The 267-nt window shown below is 56.6% G+C and carries 1 pseudogene; it reads right to left on the reverse strand.

Annotated features, from left to right (window positions below):
- Positions 1 to 35 precede the first annotated feature (35 nt).
- A pseudogene (locus CQ12_RS47040) lies at positions 36 to 267 on the reverse strand (hypothetical protein); the annotation flags it as partial.

The following is a 267-nucleotide window of genomic DNA, read 5'->3' on the forward strand; positions in this document are numbered from 1 at the left end:
AAGGTCGGTTTCTGTAAGACCGGGAATATAGACAGTCACAGATAACCACCCTGCACAACATCAGGCTCGATGCCGGCACAGAATGACCAATCCGTCCCCGAAGGAATGCGCACCTTGAAGCGTGAATAGCGCGTCTCCCGGCGCATATCACAGCGACCGGTACGAGCGTTGATTAGAACCTCTGTGCCTGCTGTGGGCGCCGCCTGCTGGGTATCCCGATATGATGCTGAGCCGTAAACCGTTGCCGCATCCGTGATCGGTCGAAAC

This window comes from Bradyrhizobium jicamae (genome assembly GCF_001440395.1).
In the GTDB taxonomy this organism is placed as follows: Bacteria; Pseudomonadota; Alphaproteobacteria; order Rhizobiales; family Xanthobacteraceae; genus Bradyrhizobium; species Bradyrhizobium jicamae.